The organism is Actinokineospora bangkokensis, from assembly GCF_001940455.1.
GTDB lineage: Bacteria > Actinomycetota > Actinomycetes > Mycobacteriales > Pseudonocardiaceae > Actinokineospora > Actinokineospora bangkokensis.
In genome coordinates this window covers 81,715-101,554 of record NZ_MKQR01000028.1, presented here as the reverse complement: position 1 = coordinate 101,554, position 19,840 = coordinate 81,715, and the positions used below count along the sequence as shown (strand labels likewise).

The following is a 19,840-nucleotide window of genomic DNA, read 5'->3' as shown; positions in this document are numbered from 1 at the left end:
CCGTGACTTCTTGCTCAGCTGAGCGGTGTGGGGTGTGCCGGGGGGTTGGTGGGGCTGGGCACCATGGTTTGCGGGGTGGGGGTGGGGTGGCCGAACGACGGCTTTACCGACCAGGGGGCTTGCCTTCGGCTTCGGGGGGGTGGGGCGGGGAAAAGGGAGCGGCCCCGCTGGGGGGCGGGGCCGCTGGGGAGGGAGGGAGGGAGGGTGGGGGGGAATCAGGCCCAGCCGGGCATGGGGAAAGAGGTGAGGAGCTCGCGGATCTCGGTGGCGATCTTCTCGTGGTCGGCGGGGTTGTCGGTGGTGATGGCCCGGTCGATCCAGCCTGCGAGGTGGGGCATGTGGGCGGGGGTGAGGCCGCGGGTGGTGATGGCGGCGGTGCCGAGGCGGATGCCGGAGGGGTCGAAGGGCTTGCGGGGGTCGAAGGGGACGGTGTTGTAGTTCAGCTCGATGCCCGCGGCGTCCAGGGCCTTGGCGGCGGGTTTGCCCGCGATGGACTTGGAGGTGAGGTCGACGAGGATGAGGTGGTTGTCGGTGCCGCCGGAGACGAGGTCGAAGCCGCGTTCGACGAGGGCGTCGGCGAGGGCCTTGGCGTTGGCGACGACGGTGTGGGCGTAGTCGCGGAAGGCGGGTTGGGCGGCTTCCTTGAGGGCGACGGCGATGGCGGCGGTGGTGTGGTTGTGGGGGCCGCCCTGCAGGCCGGGGAAGACGGCCTTGTCGAGGGGCTTGGCGAACTCCTCGTCGGACATGAGCATCGCGCCGCGGGGGCCGCGCAGGGTCTTGTGGGTGGTGGTCGAGATGATGCGGGCGTGGCCCACCGGGGAGGGGTGGGCGCCGCCCGCGACCAGGCCCGCGATGTGGGCGATGTCGGCGACCAGCACGGCGTCGACCTCGGCGGCGATCTCGGCGAAGGCGGGGAAGTCGATGGTGCGCGGGATGGCGGTGCCGCCGCAGAAGATCAGCCGCGGGCGGTGGCGCTTGGCCAGGTCGCGGACCTCGTCGAGGTCGACGCGGCCGGTGTCCCGGCGCACCCCGTACTGCACCGGGGTGAACCACTTGCCGGTGGCCGAGACCGACCAGCCGTGGGTCAGGTGGCCGCCCGCGGGCAGGGCCATGCCCATCACCGCGTCGCCGGGGTTGACCGTGGCCAGGTAGACGGCGAGGTTGGCCGGGGAGCCGGAGTAGGGCTGCACGTTGGCGTGGTCGACGCCGAAGAGGGCCTTGGCGCGCTCGACCGCCAGGGTCTCCACCGGGTCGATGAACTGCTGGCCCTCGTAGTAGCGCTTGCCCGCGTAGCCCTCGGAGTACTTGTTCGTCAGGACGGTGCCGGTGGCCTCCAGCACCGCCTGCGAGACGTAGTTCTCCGAGGCGATCAGGCGGATCTTGTCGTGCTGGCGGCGGGCCTCGCGCTCGACGAGGTCGGCGATGTCCGGGTCGGTCGCGGCGAGGGCGGTGACGGGCGGCTGGTGCATGGCGGCTCGGCCTTTCCGTGCGCGGCAGCGGGACGCCAGGTGGCGTCTGCCAGGTGTCGGTGTCGTCGCGCGGGACACCCAGGCGTTCGGTGTCGTGGCTGCGCCCCGGGCCGCTCCCCGGTGGTCGCTTCCACCCTCGTGCACGCCAGTCACGGCCCAGGCCAGGAGCCTATCAGCCCCGGCCCAGATGTTACCGATGAGTAATGCGTCATGTTACCGGCGGGTAGTACGGTGGGCGCATGAGCACCGACTACGCGTGGGTCGCGGACGCGATGAAGCAGTCCGTCCCCTGGGTCACCACCGCGGGCATCGAGTTCACCGAGGTCGAGGCCACCCGGGTGGTGTGCTCGCTGCCCGACGTCGAGGGGCAGCGCAACCACGTCGGCGGCCCGCACGCGGCGGTGGTGTTCGGGCTGGCGGAGACCGCGTCGGGCGCGGTGGGCCTCGCCGCGTTCAACCACGTGATGTCCGCCGCGACGCCGCTGGTGGTCAGCTCGGAGATCCGCTACAAGAAGCTCGCCCTCGGCCCGCTCACCGTCGAGGCCGTGCTCACCCGGCCCGCCGCCGAGGTCGTCGCGGAGCTGGAGGCGGGCACCCGGCCCGAGTTCGCCGTCGACTGCACCATCACCAACGCCGAGGGCGTCACCACCGCGGAGATGACCGTGGTCTGGACGCTCAAGCCGCACCGCAAGTAGCGCCGCACCGCGAGCGGCTACGACGGGCTGCTGGGGCGGGGCAGGCGCAGCGCCAGGTCCAGCTCGGCGTGGGCCTCCGGGTGCTCCCGCCACCACCGCGCGTAGGTGGGGTTGCGGTCGACGATCGACCGGTAGGCGTGCGCCACGCACGAGAACACCTCCTGCCTGCGCCCGCCCAGCGGCCCGTCCAGCCGGATCACCACCACCACCGGCAGGGTGAGCACCGACCCGCGCAGCGGCCGGATGACGAACCCGGGCCCGCCCAGCGACGCAGGCTGCGCCAGGCACACCGCGCCCGCCGCCGCCAGCGCCATCGCCGTGCGCCCCTCGGTGACGTGGTGGGTGATCCGCGGGGTGAACCCGGCCGCCTCGCACGCCGCCCGGAACCGCAGCCGGATCGAGTCCTGGTCCGGCGGCGGCACCACCCAGTCCAGGTCTGCCAGGTCGGCCAGGTCCACCTCGGCCCGCGCGGCGATCGGGTTGTCCGAGCTGAGCGCGACGAACTGCGGCTCCTCGACGATCGTGCGCACCTCCACCTCGCGCAGCACCCGGTTCTCCATCCCCTCGAACCGCTCGAACACCGCGATGTCCGCCCGCTTCGAGCAGATCATGTCCAGCAGCGCCGACCCCGACGAGTCGATCTCCGTGCGCACCTGCGAGCAGCGCACCCACGCGCGCAGCTCCGCGATCAGCGCCGAGGCGAACAGCATCGGCGACGCCGCCACCACCAGCGGCGACCCCGCCGGGTCCGCCGCGTGCCTGCGCGCCCCCGCCAGCAGCGCCGCCACGTCCTCCAGCACCACCCGCGCCGACCGGATCACCCCCCGCCCCAGCTCCGTCGGCACCGACCCCTGCGCCGACCGCACGAACAGCTCCCCGTCCAGGATCCGCTCGATCGACCGCAGCTGCGCCGTCAGCGCGGGCTGGGTCACCCCCAACCGGATCGCCGCCTTCGACACGCTCCCCTCGTCGGCGATCGCGCAGAGCGCCCGCAGGTGCCGCAGCTCCAGTTCGCCCATGCGATGTTGATACCCGCGCGAGCACCCGCAGACCAGACCACTCGGCGCATGGCCGTTTCACCCGAATCGGTGAGGTGAGGACGGGCATTTCGGGCGGAGTTGTCCACAGGCAAGATCGTTTAGGGCTTGTTTGCGCTGGTCAGCGGGTAGAATGGCCGCAAGGGACCAGAGCCCCTTGGGTGGGTGGGGGCTGCGGATGGTGACGCGTGGGGGCGCGCGGAGATGATCTTGGCTCGGTGTGGGACGGGTGGGATCGGCACGGTGTGGACGGGGTTGCTGGGCCTAGCGGGGCCTGTCCTCGGGGGCCGCGAGTGTGTAACTCGGGAGGTGGCGCGTCAAGGGCGCCCTGCGGGCGTCGCTTCGCGATGGGCTTCGCCCACCCTTGACACGCCACCTCCCGAGCTACGAGCGGCCAGGACTGGGTCAGGCCGGGGTGTAGGCAACGCCCATGACCTTTTGCTCAGCTGAGCTTCGGCGGGGTTGCCGAGCCTGCTGGTGGGGCTGGGCACCATGGTTTGCGGGCTGGCAGAGGCGCTGGCCAAACAACGGCTTTAGGGATGGGCTTCGCCACGGGGCATGGGGGTACGAAACGGTTGGTGGGGGTGAGCGACGGCTTTAGGGATGTTGGGGGCCGCCTTCGGGGTCGGGGGTGCTTTTGGGTGCGTGGGGGGTGGGGTGGGGTCGTAGGGTTGGGCCATGAAGGTGGACTCGGGTGGGTATGCGCGGACTGTGGGGGAAGCGGCCGAGGGGGTGGTGGCCGCGGAGGTTGCGGGGTACGACGGGGCTTGGGTGGCGGAGACGCAACTGGACCCGTTCTTGGCGTTGGCGGTGGCCGCTGAACGGACGGAGCGGATCGAGCTGGTGACGGGGATCGCTGTGGCGTTCGCGCGGAACCCGATGACGGTGGCGGTGGCGGCGAATGACTTGCAGGTGCATTCGCGGGGGCGGTTCGTGCTGGGGTTGGGGTCGCAGATCAAGCCGCACATCACGAAGCGGTTCGGGATGCCGTGGTCGGCTCCCGCGGCGCGGATGCGGGAGTTCGTGTTGGCGGTGCGGGCGATTTGGTCAGCCTTTGAGAGCGGGGAGCGGTTGGCCTTCCGGGGGGAGTTCTACCAGCACACGTTGTTGACGCCGTTCTTCAACCCGGGGCCGAATCCCTACGGGCAGCCGAAGGTGCTGCTCGCGGCGGTGGGTGAGCGGATGACCGAGGTGGCGGGGGAGGTCGCGGATGGGATGTTGTGCCACAGCTTCACGACCGAGCGGTACCTGCGGGAGGTGACGATCCCGGCGTTGGAGCGGGGGCGGGCGAAGGTCGGGAAGTCGTTGGCGGGGTTCGAGATCAGCGGGCCGTCGTTCGTGGCGGCGGGGGAGAGCGCGGAGGAGTTGGCTGCTTCGATCGCCGAGACGAAGAAGCAGATCGCGTTCTACGGGTCTACGCCCGCATATCGGCCGGTGTTGGAGCTGCACGGGTGGGGTGGGTTGCAGGACGAGCTGTACGCGCTGTCGAAGCGGGGGCGGTGGGACGAGATGGCGGCGTTGGTCGACGACGAGGTGCTGCACGCGTTCGCCGTGGTGGGGACGCCGGTCGAGGCGGCGGCGGAGGTGCGGAGGCGGTACGGGGACGTGGTGCAGCGGTTGACGCTGACCACGTCCGACGCGCCCAACCCCGCTCGGTGGGAGCCGGTGTACCGCGCGCTACGCGAGGCGGAAGGCGGCGGCGCCCGCTAGGACGAAGAAGACCAGGACGACCAGGGTGGTCGAGCTGCCGCTGCTGCTGCTCGTGACCACCTGGTCGACGGAGCCGGTCAGGACGATGCCGCAGTCGGCGGTGATGGTGTGCCTGCCCGGCTCCACGCGGGTGAACTCCAGCGGGGCGGTGAAGCGGCCGCCCGCGTCGGCGGTCGCCGTGCCCACGCGCTCGCCCCCGGAGGTGAGGACGACCCGGGAGCCGGGGTCGCAGCCGCGGCCGGTGGCCGACAGCGGGTCGCCCGGTTGCAGCGTGTGCCGGTCGAGTTCCAGGGCGCCGTCGCGGGGCTCGGGCGTGGTGGGTGGCTGCGTGGGCGGGGTGGGCGGTGGCGTGGCAGGGGTGGTGGTGGTCGTGGGGTCCGGGGTGATCGAGGTGGTGCGCGGGGTCGTCCGACGCGGTGGGGTGGTGGGCGTGGTGCGCGGGGGTTGTTGGACGACCGGGGGCGCGGTGGTGGCGACGACCGGGGGTGGTGTGGTGACCGGAGGGCGTGGCGGGGTGGTGGAGGTCGGGGGTTGGGAGCTGGTGGGCTGGCTTGAGGTCTTGACGGTGAAGCGCAGGGTGGTGCTGTAGCCCTCACCCTCGCCGTAGGAGCAGTACACCCCGATCGGGTACGTGCCGTCCTCCACGTCCGGCACCACGGCGGTGACCGAGCCCTCCCGCCAGGACGCGCTTGGGAGCTGGAAGGTTTCCGTGGCGAACCAGACCGTGTCGCAGGGGGTCCCCTCCACCCAGTCGGTGTACCAGCTGATGGTGAAGGTGGAGCCGCGCGGGCCGCTGCCGGGCGAGATGGTGGCGCCGAAGGCGGTCTGGGCCTGGGCCGGGGACGCGATCAGCGCCATGGGGATTACGAAGACGCCCACTGCGGCGATTCTCAGAGTGCGCACGACGACCTTTCCTGGCCCGCCTCGAACCGGAGTTCCTCCATGCGACGTGTTATCGGCACAGCGCTCGCCCTCGTAACGGCTCTCTGCACGGCCGCCGCGCCCGCCGCCGCCCAAGGATCGGATGATCCCGTGCAGGTCGTGGTGGCGGTGGACGGGCAGGACGTGGCGGGCCGGACGGTGGAGTTCGACCCGGGCAGACCAGTGGAAGTGGAAGTCCGGGTGCGCAATTCGGGTCGGGAAACCGCGAAGGTGCGGCTCGTGCGGGTGTCCGGGGAATCGCTGGCGCTCACCTTCTTCGCCTACGACACGACGGTGCCGTTCGAGGTGGCGCCCGGCGGCGAGGAGACCCGGGCGTTCCCGCTGGACGTGCGCGACCTCGACGGGCAGGCGATCGGGCTGCTGCCCACCAGCGTCGAACTGCTCGACGACGACCGCGAGGTGGTCGCGGCCGCGGACACCGTGGTGGACGTGCGCGGGTCGCTGTGGTCGGTCTACGGGGTGTTCGGCCTCGCGCTGCTGGCGCTGACCGCCGCGCTGTGGGCCGGGGCGCTGCTGGCCCTCGCCCGGCACCGCGTGTCCCCCAACCGCTTCCGGCGCGCGCTGCGCTTCCTGCCCGCGGGCGTCGGCACCGGCCTGGTGGCCGTGGTGACGCTGTCGGTGCTGCGGCTGGTGGCGCCGGAGCCCGCGGTGGAGATCCCGGTCGTGCTGGCCGCGGCGGCGATCGCGCTGCTGCTGGGCTTCTCCACCCCGCACCCCACCGCCGAACCGGAGCCGCCGGTCGTCGACGACGGCGAGACCGTCGCGCTGAGCACGCAGCGGGTGGTGTCGTGACCGCTTCCCCAGGGCTGGCCGCCGCGCTGCCCCAGTACGAGGTCGGGGTCGAGATCGGCTCCGGCGGCATGGGCGTGGTGTTCGCAGGCGTGCACCGCTCCCTCGGCAGGCAGGTCGCGATCAAGCGGCTCCCGGCGCAGGTGGCCGGGGACCCCGACGTCAACGAGCGGTTCGACCGGGAGGCCAGGGTGCTGGCCAGCCTGGACCACCCGCACGTCGTGCCGGTCTACGACTACGTGCAGACCGGCGCGGACAACCTGCTGGTGATGGAGAAGCTCGACGGCGGCACGGTGCACGACGCCTTCCGCGGCCGCGGGCTCACCGGCGAGCAGTCGTGCGCGATCGCGCTGGCGACGCTCGCCGGCCTGCACGCCGCGCACGGCGCCGGGGTGCTGCACCTGGACGTCAAGCCGAAGAACCTGCTGTTCACCGCCGCGGGCGTGGTGAAGGTGGCCGACTTCGGCATCGCCCAGGTGGTCAGCGAGGGCGCCACGATGATGACCAACTCCGGCGACGTCCTCGGCACCCCCGCCTACCTCGCCCCGGAGCAGGCGCTGGGCAACCCGCTCTCGCCCGCGGCCGACGTGTACTCGGCGGGCACCGTCCTCTACGAGCTGCTCTGCGGGGAGCTGCCCTTCGACCGCAGCCAGGGCGCCGTCGCCCTGCTCCGCCAGCGCGCCTTCGGCGAGCCCGCCCCGCTGCGCGGGGTGCCCGCCCGGCTCGCCGCGGTGGTGATGCGCAGCGTGGCCAGGGAGCCGCGCGACCGCTACCCGGACGCGGAGACCTTCGCGGTGGAGCTGGGCGCGGCGGCGACGTCGGTGTTCGGCGCGGGCTGGGTGGAGCGGTCGCGGGTTCCGGTGCACCTGGGCCCGCGGGTGCTGGGCGCGATCGCCTCGGCCAGCGCCCCGGAGGTCCCCACCATCGCGACCCGCCCGGTGCGCGCGGCCACCGAACCCGAGCGCACGCGGCTCATCCGGCCGGACGAGCTGCGCCCGGCGCACGAGGTGCTGGCCGAGCGGGCCCCGGCCGCACCGTCGCGGGTCCCGGCGCTGGTGGCGGGCCTGCTCGCGCTGCTCGCGCTGGTGGCGCTCGTCGTGCTGCCGCTGACGGCCCCCGCCGCCCTGGCCCACCCCGACGCGGGGACCGGGCTGCTGCTCGACGGCAAACCGGTGTCGGGGGCGGTGCCGGTCGACCTGAGCAAGCCGTTCACGGTGAGCGGCAACGCGGGCTCCCCCGCGCCGTTCGTCCTGGCGTTCGAGCTGCGCTCGGCGGCGATCCCCCTGGGCACCGTGCAGGTGCCGATGACCCCGGCGGCGGACGGCGCCTTCACCGCCCGCGTCGAACCCCAGGCCGTCATGCGCTGGCTCGTCGGCGGCGCGGCGACCGGGTCGCTGCGGGTGGGCGGCGCGGCGGCGCAGGAGTTCACGCTCCGCACGCCGCAGCACCCGCTGGCCAGCGCCCTCGGCGGCGGCGCGCTGCTGCTCGGGCTGTTCGCGCTGGCCTCGGTGGAGTCGCTGATGCGCGCGCTGCGCCGCAGCCACCGGCGGCCGTCGGCACCCGTGGCGGCGGTGCCGCTGGGAGCACTGCTGGGCGCGTCGGTGTGGTCGCTGCTGTCGGCGCTGCTGGGCCACGAGCCGTCGACGGGGGTGGGCATCGCATCGGCTGCCGCGGGCGCGGCGGCGGCCTTGCTGCTCGTGGTCACCACCAAGCTGGCGGCCCGCGCCTGACCCGCGCGGGGGCGGGGCGTGCTGCACCGGGAGGTGCGCTCGCCCCGCTGGGGCCGGCCTCGCTGACCTGGCGCGTCATGGCCGACGCCTGGACCGCGCTGTGCGGCGGCCGCGCCCTGCCCCACACCTGGGCATCCCGTGGATCTCGCGGACCAGTCCGCCTTCGACCGCCGTCCGCACCACCCTGTCCCGGCTGCCCCGGTGGGACCCGCCAGTACCCGGCGGCGATCGCCTAACTCCGCGCGAGGAACCGGCGGTGGTAGTCCAGGTGCCTCACGTCGATCTTGTGGTCAGCCGCCACGGTCAGCTTGCCGACGGCCGGACCCTCGCCCGCGGCGGTGACCTCGTGGATGAACAGCTCTTCGTCGATGGCGAGGGCGAACCCGTCGAAGCGGGTGTGGCAGTTCGGGCAGAGGCAGAGCATGTTCTCCACCGCGTCCTCGCCGTCGTGCGGGGCGCCGAGCCCCCGGATGTGCGCGGCCTCGCTGTAGCCGCGCCCGAGCAGGTCCAGCCGCGTCCCGCACACCTGGCACCGGTCGTCGTACAGGTCACTGATCCGGCGCTTGTTCGCGGCGTTGCGCTGGACCTCCTGCCGGGTGACCAACTTCCGGGGGACACCCGCCGCCGTCCCGCACCCGGTGAGCCCCACGGCGTCCACGATCGCGTCCGCCGCCACCGCCGCCAGGTAGGTGCGCCGCACGATCGCCACCGCCCGCGCCCGGTGCGCCGGGTCGGAGAGGACCGAGTACGCCCCGTCGGTGAACCCCGCCTCCGGGTCGTCCGCGTCCAGCGCGGTCCTGGTGGGCGCAGACGTGTACGAGGCCCGCAGCTCCCAGAAGCCCCCGCTGCTCAGGTGCCAGAACGGGTAGTAGGACGTCGGCTTGGAGGTCGCGGAGGCGTACACCCGCAGCAGCTCGTCCACGGCGGGCCCGAACTCGCGCCAGCGCACCCACCGCTGCCCCGCCGCCACCCGCCCGAGCACCCACAGCACCGCCAGCGGCTTGTGCAGGGCGCCCCGGTTCGGGCGCAGGTTCCCCATCCAGTCGAGCACGGCTCCCGGCGACGTCACCCCTCCAGGTGATCACCTGGACGCGTCCCGGGCAAGCACCGCTGTTTCACCGATCCGGTGTTCCACCCGGGAGGGCGGACCGCGTACGGCCATGAGCTGCATCACAGGGCTGACACGGGAGGGAGAGGGTGAGAGCGGTGCGGGCCGGGAACGGGTCAGGCCCCCTCCACCTGCTGGTGGAGGGGGCCTGACCTGCGAGCCGCCTAAGGGAATCGAACCCTTGACCTATTCATTACGAGTGAATCGCTCTGGCCGACTGAGCTAAGGCGGCGTGCGTGGCCCACTATAGCGGGGTCCCCTGGCGTCACCACCAGGGGTCTGCGTCGTTTACCGCACAGGCACCCGTGGAAACGGTGATGCACTGCTGCACGCTCGGAGGAGGTTCCGGACCATGCGTCGACGACTGCCCGTGGTTCTGGCGTTGCCGGTGGCCGCGTCGGTGTTGGCGCTGAGCGCGCTGCCCGCGGCCGCGCAGGTGGAGACGACGCCGGTGCCCGCACCGGTGGACCCGTCGGGGCCGCCCGCGTCCTCGCCCGCCCAGCCGCAGCCCAGCGGGCACGCGGTGGGCGACGCCGGGACGGGGTTGGCGGTGATCCGGGTCCTGCCGAACTCCACCCCGACCAGCTCGATCATCCCGGGGGCGGAGGACAAGCTGCCGAAGCAGTCGGCGGTGGAGCTGGGGTTCGGGCTGGCGACCGCGCAGGCGAACTCCGAGGCGTACCTGTCCTACGAGAAGTCGATCGCGCAGGCGGCGCCCGGGGGGATCGCGGTGCAGGGGGCCAGCCCGCAGGCGCCCGGGTCGCTGGCGCAGACCGCGCCGCCGAACAACCCCAACCCGGTGGTCGGCGGGATCACGCCGCCGTCGACCCCGCTGGACACGCTGCTCAAGGTCGGGCTGCTGAACGGGTCGGCGCACGCGCAGTGGAGCGACACCCTCGGGCCGTGCGTGGGGACGATCTCGGACGCGACCACCAGCATCGCCAGCATCTCGGCGCTCAACGCCATCCCGACGCTGCCGAGCACCACCGACCTGACCGGGGTGTTCAACGCCCCCGGGCTCGACAGCGCCACGAACAACGCCGTCATCGACCAGCTCAAGAAGCTGGCTGGCCCGCTGAGCACGCTGGGCGGCATCCTCGGCGGGCAGGGCAGCACCAGCGGCGGGTCGGTGCTGAGCCTGCCCGACACGCTCTCGGCGCACTCGACGGTGAAGCTGGTCGACATCCCCGGCTCGGCGAACAAGGCCGTGCAGTCCACCTCCACCCTCCAGGTGGCGGCGGTGAAGCTGCTCTCGGGCACGCCGTTCGAGATCTCGATCAACGTGGTGAGCCAGCCGACGCTGACGGTGACCTCCACCGGTGACGCCGCGACCTCCAAGGTCGAGTACACCGCCCCGGTGCTGGAGGTCGTGCAGGGCGGCAAGAGCCTGGGCAGGCTCGACGCGGCCAACCCCACCTTCGACGTGCCGATCAGCCTGCCGCTGCCCAGCGCCACGGCCATCCCGGGCCTGAGCGACCTGCCGATCATCGGCGGCCTGCTGGCCGACGGCTCCCCGCTGCAGGACGCGCTGGCCAAGGGCTTGCAGAAGCTCGACCTGGGCCTGCTGCGGCTCTCGGTCGCGGGCCTGAACCAGACCGGGGCCGCCGCCGCGCAGCCGTTCAAGGGCTACCAGCTGGGCGCGACCGCGCGCATGCTCGACGTGCAGGTGCTGCCCACGCAGGCGCTGGGCCTGCCGAACCTGCCCTCGGCGCTGGCGCAGGTGTCGCTGGGCGAGCAGGTCGCCAGGGCGTACGCGCCGGAGGGCGGCGTGGTGTGCGCGGCGGCCTCGACCCCGCAGACCCCGCCCGCCCCGGCCCCGCAGGGCTCGGCGGGCACCCCGCCGCTGGCCTACACCAACGCCGCCTACCAGGCCGTCCCGATGTTCTGGGTGGGCACGGGGATGCTGCTGGTCGGCGTGGTGCTGGTGGCCGCGCTGCCGACCCGCCGCCGCACCTCGAAGTAGTCCGCACCGCGGGGGCCGGGGGTCACACGACCCCCGGCCCCCGCCCGCGTCGAGGGCCGGTATTCCTATACCGGCGCCGTGCTACCGTCTCCCCGGTATAGGAATACCGGTGCTACGAGGACGCGAGGTCGCCGTGATCGAGTTGAAGACACCCGCCGAGGTCGAGCGGATGGCCGTCGCCGGGCGCTTCGTCGCCGAGGTGCTCACCGAGGTCGCCCGCCTCGCCGACGTCGGGGTCAACCTGCTCGACCTGGAGCAGCACGTGCGCGGCATGATCAAGGACCGCGGCGCCGAGTCCTGCTACTGGGACTACGCCCCGTCCTTCGGCGACGGTCCCTTCCGCAACGTCATCTGCCTGTCGGTCAACGACGCCGTCCTGCACGGCCTGCCCCACGACTACACCCTCCGCGACGGCGACGTCCTGACCGCGGACCTCGCCGTCGGCATCGACGGCTGGGTGGCGGACTCCGCCCGCACGGTCATCGTCGGCACCGCCGCCGAGGAGGACCTGCGCATCGTCCGCGCCACCGAGGAAGCCCTGGCCGCCGCCATCGCCATCGCCCGCCCCGGCAACCGCCTGGGCGACCTCTCCGCCGCCATCGGCGCCGTCGCCCGCGCCCACGGCTACCCGGTCAACCTGGAGTTCGGCGGCCACGGCATCGGCCGCACCATGCACGAGGACCCCCATGTCTCCAACGACGGCACCCCCGGCCGCGGCCTCAAGCTCCGCCCCGGCCTCACCCTCGCCGTCGAACCCTGGTTCGCCCGCACCACCAACAAGATCGTCTACGACCCCGACGGCTGGACCATCCGCTCCGCCGACGGCTCCCGCACCGCCCACTCCGAACACACCATCGCCATCACCGAGGACGCCCCCCTGGTCCTCACCCGCCGCGAGGACGAACTCGCCCCCTGACTGTCCCTTCCCCACACACCACCCGCGCCCTTTGCCTCGCCCGCAACGCCCCCCTGCCGCCAGACCACCCGCCAATCCCCACAAGCTGCCGCAGGAGTACCCCGGGCAAGGGGACCCCTGTTTTCAACGCTACCCGCGCAGGGCAACGAAACTCGACCCCTGCGCAGATTCTGTGGACAACCCAGCAGGCTGTGGACAACCCCGGAACTCAAGCTCCCGCCACGCTTTCCCCACAACGCAACCACCCTCACAGCAGGAAGCCCGGCTACGCCCCTGCTCGATGCGGTGGTCTTGTTTGGCTGGGGTGGGCGATCATGTGCTACCCACGGCCGGGGGGTGGGGCCGAAGGCCTCACCTTTTCCCCACCCCGAGCACATGATCGCCGCAGGGGCCCCGGCCAGACAAGACCACCGCATCGAGCCAGCCACCAAACGACCGGCTCTTTTGATCTTCCAACCCCCGAAGCCGAAGGCGAGGCGAGACAAGCAAGCCCAGCGCTCACCCGAAGTGCAGCGCCGTGATCATCGCCTCGACAGCGATCCGCGGCTTGACGTTCTGCTCCAGCGCCTCCCGGCACGCCAGCACCGCCTCCAGCCGCCGCAGCGTCGACTCCGGGGTCCACGACCGCGCCGCCTGGGCCGCCCCCTCGGCCTGGTCCGGGTGGTTGAGGTCCACCGCGGCGCCCGCGTGCGTCACCAGCACGTCCCGGTAGAACCCCGCCAGGTCGACCAGTGCGAGGTCCAGCGCGTCGCGCTGCGTCCGGGTGGCGCGGGACTTCTGCCGCTTCTCCAGCTCCTTGATGGCGCCGGCGCTGCCGCGGGTGGCCGTCGCGGCGCCCTTGCCGGTGCCGCCGTGGCCCAGCGCGGTCTTGAGCGCCTCCTTCTCCGCCTCGTCGCGGGTGCCGCTGACCTCGACCGCGTCGGTCTCGGCGGCCTTGACCAGGTCGTCGGCGGCGTCGAAGACGTCGGAGAGCCTGCGCAGGTTGAGCGGGATGCGCAGCACCTTGGCCCGGCGGGCGCGGGCGGCGTCGTCGGTGGCCAGGCGCCGGGCGCGGCCGACGTGGCCGCCGGACACCGAGGCCGCCCACTCCGCGGTCTCGGCGTCCACGCCGTCGCGCAGGCGCAGCACCTCCGCGATGGCGGCCGCCGAGGGGGTGCGCAGGCCGATGGCGCGGCAGCGCGAGCGGATGGTGACCGACACGTCGTCCGGGTGGTCCGACGGGGCGCAGAGCAGGAACACCGTCCGCTCCGGGGGTTCCTCGACGGCCTTGAGCAGCGCGTTCGCCGCGCCCTCGGTGAGCCGGTCGGCGTCGGCGATGATCACGACCTGCCAGCGGCCGCCGGTGGGGCGCCGGGCGGAGGTCTGCACCAGGGCGCGCATCTCCGCGACCGAGATGGACAGCCCCTCGGGCACCACCAGGCGCACGTCGGCGTGGGTGCCGGACAGGGCGGTGTGGCAGCCCTGGCACTCCCCGCAGCCCGGCTCGCCCGGGGTGGTGCACTGCAGGGCGGCGGCGAAGGCGCGGGCGGCGGTGGAGCGGCCGGACCCGGGCGGGCCGGTGAACAGCCACGCGTGGGTCATGCCCGCGCCGCCGGTGCCCTCGACCAGGCCGCGGGCGGCGGAGGCGGCGGTGGTCAGCACCGCGACGGCGTCGGGCTGGCCGACGACCTGGGACCAGACCGACACCTCAGCCAGCCTCCACCGGGGTGCGCGGGGTCTCCCGGTCCAGGCCGGTCACCCCGCGGGTCGTCAGCGCCACGTAGACCGCCGCGCTGACCCGGGCGGCGACCTCCTCGGGGGTGCCGTCGCCGTCGACCACCACGTACCGGTCGGGGTCGGCGGCGGCCATGTCCGCGAGCACGCCCTGCACGTGCCAGTGGTGGTCGGCGTTGCCGAAGCGCGGCGGCAGCTTGGCCGGGTCGCGGTCGAGCAGGATGGTCAGGCTGGGGCGCAGCCGGGCGGTGGCCCAGTCGGCCAGGCCTTCCACCTCGGCCGGGTCGAGGTCGGCGGCGGCGGACAGGTGCGCCAGCGGGCTGTCGACGAAGCGCTCCATGACCACCAGGGCGCCCCGGTCGAGCGCCGGGCGGATCTCCCGCTCCACCAGGTCGGCGCGCACCGCGGCGGCGACCAGGGCGTGCGCGCGGGCCGAGGACAGCTGCGCGCCGGAGAGCACCGCGCGCAGCTTGGCGTCGTCGAGGACCGGGTCGGTGGCCAGCAGGACCTCGCGGTCGGCGCTGCCCAGCCACTCCGCGAGCCGCTTGGCCTGGACGGAGGTGTCCAGGTGGGCGTTGCCCTCGATGGCTATGAGCAGGCCGCTGCTGCGCCGGGGCTTGCCGCGCACGGCCGAGACCAGGTCGGACAGGATGCTCTCGGACCGCCGGTCGTCCATCTGCCGGTAGGCCACGACGCCGACGAGGGCGGCCAGCACGCCCGCGCCGAGCAGCACCGGGCGGGTGCCGTCGACGAGCATGTCCCGGCCGAACAGGGTGATGTGGTGCGGGCGGACCAGGCCGACCAGCAGCGGGGTCAGCGCCATCGCCCCGGCCAGCACGATCTTCATCATGGACTGGTAGATGGCGTTGATCCGGCCGCGCACCGAGTCGTCGACCTCGGTGCCGATGATCGTCACGCCGGTGAGGAAGGCCGCTCCCGCGCACGCGCCGAGCAGCAGCACGAACGGCAGCGACACGATCGGGTGCGGGGAGAGCGCGAGCATCAGCTGGGACAGGCCGGCGACCACGATCGCGATGCCGAACAGCCGGTTGCGCGGCAGCCTGCGCACCAGCTTGGGCGAGCCGGTCATGCCGGAGACCAGGCCGACGAACAGCGCCACGAACAGCAGGCCGAAGGTGGAGTCGCCGCCGCGCAGGCTCAGCGCGTAGGCCTGGGCGGAGCCGACCAGGGCGCCCGCGGAGGCCATCGCGCCGAGCATGCCGATGAGCAGGCCGCGCACCAGCGGGGTGCTGCGGACGAACCGGCCCGCGTCGCGGACCATGGCCAGGAAGCCGGTGCGCGGGGTGGGCGTGGTGGCCCCGGTGGCGACGGCGGGCACCTCGGCGGCCGCGGCGGGGGCGGCGGCCCGGCGCGACAGCTCCGGGATGCGCGTCCAGATCAGCAGCGAGCTGGTGAGGTAGAACGCGGCGTTGAGGATCAGGATGACCTTGACGATGCCCAGGCCGGTGTCGTCGAAGGACAGGTTGAGGTTGTTGCTGACGCCGGTGATGAGCGCGTAGAGGCCCGCGCCGGAGATCACCGAGATGCCGTAGGTCATCACCAGCCCGAGCTGGTTGGCCGTCTCCACCTGGTCGGGGCGGCGCAGCAGGTTGGGCACCGCGGCGTCCTTGGACGGGATCCACAGCAGCGAGCAGCAGCCGACCAGGAAGTTGCCCGCGAACAGCCACCACGGCGAGCCGACGACGGCGATCGACAGCAGCAGCCCGAACCGGCCGATGTCGGCCAGCGCCATCACCTTGCGCCGGTCGAACCGGTCGGCGAACAGGCCGCCGAGCGGGGCGAACAGCAACCCGGGCAGCAGCTGGGTGAGGACGACGCCCGCGAAGGCGAAGCTCTGCGTCTTGTAGTCCTCGGTGAGCTTGTTGGCCAGCCCGCTCAGCGCCAGCAGCGACAGCCAGTCGCTCATGCTGCACAGGTACGTCACGCCCCACAACCGGCGGAACGGGCGGATCGACAGCACGCTGCGCGCGCGGTAGGCCATCGAGCCCTCGGCCTCGCCGGTGCGCTCCCCACCGGCCCCGGTGTCCCCGTCGCTGCTGATGCCCGCCACCCACTTTCCACGCCGCGGTCGGCGCCAGCGTAGCTGGGCCTGCCCCGCGACGTGGTCCTACTCCGGGTGGATGTGACGCCACCCGCCAGGATGATTCAGCCCTTGGACTTGGCCGGGGCCTTCTTGGCGGGGGGCTTCTTGGCGGTGGTGGCCTTGGCCGTGGTCGACTTCGCGGTCGTCGACTTGGTGGTGGTCGAGCGCGCGCGGGTGGTGCGCTTGGGGGCCGGGCCCTTGGCGCGCTTCTCCGCGAGCAGCTCGGCGGCCCGCTCGTCGCCGATCTCCTCCACGCTGTCGGCCTTGCGCAGCGAGGCGTTGGTCTCCCCGTCGGTGACGTACGGGCCGAACCGCCCGTCCTTGACCACCATCGGCTTGCCGGAGACCGGGTCGTTGCCCAGCTCCTTGAGCGGCGGGGCGGCCGCGGCGGCGCGCCGACCGCGCTGCTTGGGCTCGGCGTAGATCTTGAGCGCCTCGTCCAAGGTGACGGTGAAGATCTGGTCCTCGCCGGTCAGCGACCGCGAGTCGGTGCCCTTCTTCAGGTAGGGCCCGTACCGGCCGTTCTGCGCGGTGATCTCCTCGTTGGTGGCCGGGTCGACCCCCACCACCCGCGGCAGCGACAGCAGCTTGAGCGCGTCCTCCAGGGTCACCGTGTCCAGCGACATGGACTTGAACAGCGAGCCGGTGCGCGGCTTGGGCTTGGCCGCCCGCGACCGGGTCTTCTTCGCGCCCTCGGCCGGGGCCTCCTCCTCGGGCAGCACCTCGGTGACGTACGGGCCGAACCGGCCCTCCTTGGCGACCACCTCGTGCCCGGTGACCGGGTCGGTGCCCAGGCTGCGGCCCTCGACGGGGGTGGCGAACAGCTTCTCGGCCACCTCCAGGGTCAGCTCGTCCGGGGGCAGGTCCTCGGGCAGGTTGGCCCGCTGGGCGCTGCCGTCGACCTCGCGCTCCAGGTAGGGGCCGTAGCGCCCGACGCGCACCACGACCGCGCGGCCCTCGTCGTCGTCGAAGACCGGGATGGAGTTGACGGTCTTGGCGTCGATGTTGTCCACGCCGGAGCCGACGAGCTGCTTGAGCCCGCCGGAGCGGCCCACCGACCCGTCCGGGCCGACCTCGCCGCCGAAGTAGAACCCGGACAGCCAGTCGGTGCGGTGCTGGGTGCCCGCGGCGATGCCGTCGAGCTCCTCCTCCATCGCGGCGGTGAAGTCGTAGTCGACCAGCCGCTCGAAGTGCTGCTCCAGCAGGCCGACCACGGAGAAGGCGATCCACGACGGGACCAGCGCCGAGCCCTTCTTCCACACGTAGCCGCGGTCCTGGATGGTGCCGATGATCGAGGCGTAGGTCGACGGGCGGCCGATGCCCAGGTCCTCCAGCGCCTTGACCAGGCTGGGCTCGGAGTAGCGCGGCGGCGGGGAGGTGGTGTGCCCGTCGGCGGACAGCTCGGTGGCGGTGACCGGCTGGCCCTTGGTCAGCACCGGCAGCCTGCGCTCGGCGTCGTCGGCCTCGCCACCGGCCTCGGTGTCGACGGCCTCGACGTAGGCGCGCAGGAAGCCGGGGAAGGTGATGGTGCGGCCCGAGGAGGAGAACACGCACTCCTCGCCGGAGGAGGCGTCGCCGGTGATCCGCACGGTCATGGTGGTGCCGCGCACGTCGGCCATCTGCGAGGCGATGGTGCGCTGCCAGATCAGCTCGTAGAGGCGGAACTCGTCGCTCTCCAGCTCGCCCGCCACCTGGCCGGGGGTGCGGAACACCTCGCCCGCGGGGCGGATGGCCTCGTGCGCCTCCTGGGCGTTCTTGACCTTGCGGTTGTACTGGCGCGGGCTGGGGTGGACGAACTGAGCGCCGTAGAGCTCGGTGGCCTGGGCGCGGGCGGCGGTGATCGCCGTCTCCGACAGCGTGGTGCTGTCGGTGCGCATGTAGGTGATGTAGCCGTTCTCGTAGAGCCGCTGGGCGGTGCGCATCGTGCGGTCGGAGCTGAACCGCAGCTTGCGGCCCGCCTCCTGCTGGAGCGTGGAGGTCATGAACGGCGCGTAGGGGCGCCGGGTGTAGGGCTTCTCCTCGACGCTGGTGACGGTGAGGTGCGCGCCTTCCAGGGCGGCCTGCAACCGGGTGGCCTCGGCCTCGTCGAGCAGCAGCACCTCGGTGCCCGCCTTGAGCTTGCCGTCCTGGCCGAAGTCGCGGCCGGTGGCCAGCCGGGTGCCGCCCACCGACAGCAGCCGGGAGGAGAAGGTCGGCGGCTCGGCGGACTCGCCCGCGTCCATGGTGGCGGCGATGTCCCAGTAGTGGGCGGCCACGAACGCCATCCGCTCGCGCTCGCGCTGCACCACGATCCGGGTCGCCACCGACTGCACGCGGCCCGCCGACAGCCGCGGCATGACCTTCTTCCACAGCACCGGGCTGACCTCGTAGCCGTAGAGGCGGTCGAGGATGCGCCGGGTCTCCTGGGCGTCGACCAGGTCGCGGTCGAGGTCGCGGGTGTTCTCCGCGGCGGCGCGGATGGCGGGCTCGGTGATCTCGTGGAAGACCATCCTGCGCACCGGCACCTTGGGCTTGAGCGCCTCCAGCAGGTGCCAGGCGATCGCCTCGCCCTCGCGGTCGCCGTCGGTGGCGAGGTAGAGCTCGTCGACGTCCTTGAGCAGGCCCTTGAGCTCGGTGACGGTGGACTTCTTGTCCGGGGTCACGATGTAGATGGGCTCGAAGCCGTGGTCGACGTTGACGCCGAGGTTGGACCAGGTCTCGCCCTTGAACCGCTCGGGCACCTCGGCGGCCTTGCGCGGCAGGTCGCGGATGTGGCCGCGGGAGGACTCGACGACGAAGTTGCGCCCGAGGTAGGAGGCGATCTTGCGCGCCTTGGCGGGCGACTCGACGATCACCAGCCGCTTGGGCTCGGCACCCGCGGTGCCCGCACTTCTCTTCGTCGCTGCCACGCCGTCCTGCTCTCTGTGAACCCCGTACCTAGCTCCCGACAGCCTGCCAGTGTGCACGCCGAACGGGAAAAGACCTACCCGGGACCCTCGCGGGCGCCCTCGTCGGGCCGGGCGAGTATGACCCCTTTTCCACCAGTAGCACGCTCAGGACACGACGCGCATCCGGGATGGGGCGGGCCACACGTCCGCGCACCCCGGTCCGGCGGGCGGCCCGACCAGCTCCAGCAGCCGCCCGAGCCTGCGCCTGCCGACCACCCGCAGGCCCGGGACCTCGCCCTTCGCGGTCGGGGCGGTGGTCGGCAGCCCGCAGCGCTCCAGCGCCTCGGCCAGCGGCCCGTGGGTGGCGGGCGCGGCCGGGTCGACCGGCAGCAGGTAGCCGCCGTCGGTCCAGCGGCCCGCGGCGAGCACCCACATCCGCAGCACCCCGCCGTCGGGCAGGAAGCCGGGCGGCACGGCCTTGCCGCCGGGGTCGGTCCAGGCCGCCGCCAGCGGTGCCAGGTCGCGCCGGAAGGCGGTGCCCACGCCGGTCTCGCCGGTCTCCTCGCAGCGGCTCACCCGGGCCGCCACGCCGCGCTCGGCACAGGCCTTGACCAGGGCGTTCGCCCGCCACTGGTCGGTCACGGGCAGGCTGAGGCGGGCCGTGGCGCGGGCGAAGACGACCACCTGGGCGGGCCCGCAGAGCAGCCCCGCGAGGTCGCCGAGCCGGGGTCGGCTGGTCTCCGCGGAGAAGATCGACAGCTGGCGGGCCACGAGGGGAAGAGTAGAACAAGAGTTCG

Annotated in this window: 14 protein-coding genes, 1 tRNA gene and 1 riboswitch; of the genes, 6 read left to right on the top strand and 9 right to left on the bottom strand. The window is 73.1% G+C overall.

All coding sequences use genetic code 11. The features are described 5' to 3' along the window. Positions 1–215: 215 nt before the first annotated feature. Positions 216–1,469 (bottom strand): serine hydroxymethyltransferase, encoded by a 1,254-nt coding sequence (locus BJP25_RS27580; RefSeq protein WP_075977951.1) that lies wholly within the window; start codon positions 1,467–1,469, stop codon positions 216–218. A 69-nt stretch (positions 1,470–1,538) separates the two neighbouring features. Further along, positions 1,539–1,632, bottom strand: a riboswitch (ZMP/ZTP riboswitch). A 76-nt stretch (positions 1,633–1,708) separates the two neighbouring features. On the opposite strand from BJP25_RS27580, the gene BJP25_RS27575 reads away from it, so the two are divergent. Further along, positions 1,709–2,164 carry a DUF4442 domain-containing protein gene (locus BJP25_RS27575; protein WP_075977950.1) on the top strand — a complete coding sequence of 152 codons (456 nt, stop codon included), beginning with the start codon at positions 1,709–1,711 and terminating at the stop codon, positions 2,162–2,164. 17 nt (positions 2,165–2,181) lie between these two features. Here BJP25_RS27575 and BJP25_RS27570 read toward each other — a convergent pair whose 3' ends face one another. After that, positions 2,182–3,183, bottom strand: coding sequence for a LysR family transcriptional regulator (locus tag BJP25_RS27570; protein ID WP_075977949.1), 1,002 nt, complete (start codon positions 3,181–3,183; stop codon positions 2,182–2,184). Positions 3,184–3,879: 696 nt separating this feature from the next. Between BJP25_RS27570 and BJP25_RS27565 the strand changes: the two genes are divergently transcribed. Next, on the top strand, positions 3,880–4,911 hold the full coding sequence (locus BJP25_RS27565) for an LLM class F420-dependent oxidoreductase (protein WP_075977948.1): 1,032 nt from the start codon (positions 3,880–3,882) through the stop codon (positions 4,909–4,911). On the opposite strand, the gene BJP25_RS35885 is transcribed toward BJP25_RS27565, so the two are convergent. Beyond that, complete coding sequence (locus tag BJP25_RS35885; RefSeq protein WP_233158301.1) at positions 4,879–5,790, bottom strand: hypothetical protein; 912 nt, start codon at positions 5,788–5,790, stop codon at positions 4,879–4,881. The genes BJP25_RS27565 and BJP25_RS35885 overlap by 33 nt on opposite strands. Positions 5,791–5,853: 63 nt before the next feature. Between BJP25_RS35885 and BJP25_RS27555 the strand changes: the two genes are divergently transcribed. After that, complete coding sequence (locus BJP25_RS27555; protein ID WP_233158300.1) at positions 5,854–6,645, top strand: hypothetical protein; 792 nt, start codon at positions 5,854–5,856, stop codon at positions 6,643–6,645. Continuing rightward, positions 6,642–8,372 (top strand): serine/threonine-protein kinase, encoded by a 1,731-nt coding sequence (locus BJP25_RS27550; RefSeq protein ID WP_075977946.1) that lies wholly within the window; start codon positions 6,642–6,644, stop codon positions 8,370–8,372. The genes BJP25_RS27555 and BJP25_RS27550 overlap by 4 nt, the downstream gene beginning before the upstream one ends. 232 nt (positions 8,373–8,604) lie before the next feature. On the opposite strand, the gene BJP25_RS32890 is transcribed toward BJP25_RS27550, so the two are convergent. Together BJP25_RS32890 and BJP25_RS27540 are read right to left on the bottom strand one after the other, a co-directional pair. After that, positions 8,605–9,441, bottom strand: coding sequence for an HNH endonuclease (locus BJP25_RS32890; RefSeq protein ID WP_143219350.1), 837 nt, complete (start codon positions 9,439–9,441; stop codon positions 8,605–8,607). 197 nt (positions 9,442–9,638) lie between these two features. Further along, positions 9,639–9,712, bottom strand: a tRNA-Thr gene (locus BJP25_RS27540). Between the two features lie 120 nt (positions 9,713–9,832). Here BJP25_RS27540 and BJP25_RS27535 point away from each other — a divergent pair. Further along, entirely contained in the window at positions 9,833–11,443 is a 1,611-nt protein-coding gene (locus BJP25_RS27535) for a hypothetical protein (RefSeq protein WP_198943619.1), read from the top strand. Between the two features lie 133 nt (positions 11,444–11,576). Beyond that, a complete protein-coding gene (gene map / locus BJP25_RS27530; RefSeq protein ID WP_075977945.1) occupies positions 11,577–12,359 on the top strand; it encodes a type I methionyl aminopeptidase in 783 nt (260 codons plus the stop codon). 498 nt (positions 12,360–12,857) lie between these two features. Here the strand turns inward: map and BJP25_RS27525 are convergent, their stop codons facing one another. From BJP25_RS27525 to BJP25_RS27510, 4 genes are all read right to left on the bottom strand, one after another. After that, on the bottom strand, positions 12,858–14,045 hold the full coding sequence (locus tag BJP25_RS27525) for a DNA polymerase III subunit delta' (protein WP_143219349.1): 1,188 nt from the start codon (positions 14,043–14,045) through the stop codon (positions 12,858–12,860). 1 nt (position 14,046) lies between these two features. Further along, on the bottom strand, positions 14,047–16,074 hold the full coding sequence (locus BJP25_RS27520) for a bifunctional MFS transporter/dTMP kinase (protein WP_084794740.1): 2,028 nt from the start codon (positions 16,072–16,074) through the stop codon (positions 14,047–14,049). Positions 16,075–16,238: 164 nt separating this feature from the next. After that, on the bottom strand, positions 16,239–19,064 hold the full coding sequence (gene topA / locus BJP25_RS27515) for a type I DNA topoisomerase (RefSeq protein ID WP_075977942.1): 2,826 nt from the start codon (positions 19,062–19,064) through the stop codon (positions 16,239–16,241). 144 nt (positions 19,065–19,208) lie between these two features. Then, complete coding sequence (locus BJP25_RS27510) at positions 19,209–19,814, bottom strand: hypothetical protein (protein ID WP_075977941.1); 606 nt, start codon at positions 19,812–19,814, stop codon at positions 19,209–19,211. Positions 19,815–19,840 lie beyond the last annotated feature (26 nt).